A 1,527-nucleotide genomic window follows, 5' to 3' on the forward strand; every position below is an offset into this window, starting at 1 on the left:
GAGCATGCCGCTGCCCGGCGCGCGCGAGCTGCTGGCCTGGCTGACCGAATCCGGCATCCCCTGGGCGATCGCCACCAGCGGCCGGATGGAGACGGCGCGGCCGGTCTTGGAGAATCTCGGCGTCGACTTCGCCAAGGTGCCGGTGATCACCCGCGACCTGGTGAAATACGCCAAGCCCGACCCCGACCTGTTCCTGGCGGCGGCGGAGAAGCTGGGCGTGCCGATCGAGCGCGCCCATGTCGTCGGCGACAGCGTCTGGGACATGCTGGCGGCCCAGCGCGCCCGGGCGCTCGGCATCGGCTTCCTGTCCGGCGGCTACGGCCAGGACGAGCTGGAGCGCAGCGGCGCCTATCGCGTGTTCGAGGATCCCGCGGACATGCTGCTCCACATCGACGAGGTGGGCGGCCGTCGCTAGGCCGCTACCGCTGTAGCCAATCGGGCGGCGGCTGACGTCAAGCTGAAACCGGGACCGCGCAGGGTCGGTGCCGGTGGGGGGCTCGTTCGCCCGAAGGTGCCCTGCGATGCCCGATGTTCCCTATATCCTCGGCCATTCCGATGCCGAGCTGCGCCGCCTGATGCTGCAGGCGGCGATCCTGAAGCCGATCACCGAGCGGCTGCTGCGCGAGGCCGGGCTGCGGCCGGGCATGCGCGTGCTCGACATCGGCTGCGGCAACGGCGACGTGTCGCTGCTGGCGGCGGAGCTGGTCGGCCCGACCGGCGCCGTGGTCGGCATCGACCGCAGCCCCGCCGCTTTGGCCCTGGCCCGCGACCGGGCCCGCGCCGCCGGCCTGCGGTCCGTCACCTTCCACCGGGCCGCGGCGGAGGCCTATGCCGACCCGGCGCCGTTCGACCTGGCGATCGGCCGCTACGTGCTGATCCACCAGGCCGACCCCGCCGCGCTGGTCCGGGCCGCGGCATCGCATGTCCGGCCGGGCGGCGCCGTCGCCTTCCATGAGATCGCGCTGTACGGCACCTGCGAGGTGCGGCCGGCGGTGCCGCTGTGGTCGGAGTCGATCGGGCTGATCAACCGGGCCTTCCAGTCGGTGATGGCGCATCCCGACGCGGCCGGCCGCCTGGTCGGGCATTTCCACCGGGCCGGCCTGGCCGAGCCGGCGGTGTTCTGCGAGCTGCCGGTCGCATCAGGCGCCGCGTCGCCGGCCTATGGCTGGATGGCCGAGACCGTGCGCAGCGTGCTGCCGCAGCTGCAGGCGATCGGCGTCGACACCGGCGCGATCGATGTCGGCACGCTGGAGGACCGGCTGCGCGAGGGCGTGATGGCGGTGCACGGCCAGGCCACTCTGCCGCTGCAGTTCTGCGGCTGGGCCCGGGTGTGATAGGCCACCGACAGATAATTACGCCGTGTACTGCCCGGAGGGCAGTTACGGAAGTAACTCGTTTCCTTAGATTTGCCTTAAATCGGTAACACAACCCCTTGAATCTGATCGGATCGGCAAAGCGGGTGCCCGGAGTCTCCGCGGCGGGGGCCGCCGGACGCCCAGGCGACAGTTGAGACAGCGATGCGCGACG

General features: G+C 71.6%; 2 protein-coding genes. Both read left to right on the top strand.

Annotation, left to right across the window (positions count from 1 at the left end; translation table 11 throughout):
- Positions 1–415 (top strand): HAD family hydrolase (locus AC3XYG_RS24205; protein ID WP_489142426.1); only part of this gene is annotated, 415 nt, incomplete at its 5' end.
- 106 nt (positions 416–521) lie between these two features.
- Complete coding sequence (locus tag AC3XYG_RS24210; protein ID WP_489142427.1) at positions 522–1,334, top strand: methyltransferase domain-containing protein; 813 nt, start codon at positions 522–524, stop codon at positions 1,332–1,334.
- Positions 1,335–1,527 lie beyond the last annotated feature (193 nt).

The sequence above is a fragment of the Inquilinus sp. genome (assembly GCF_057815775.1).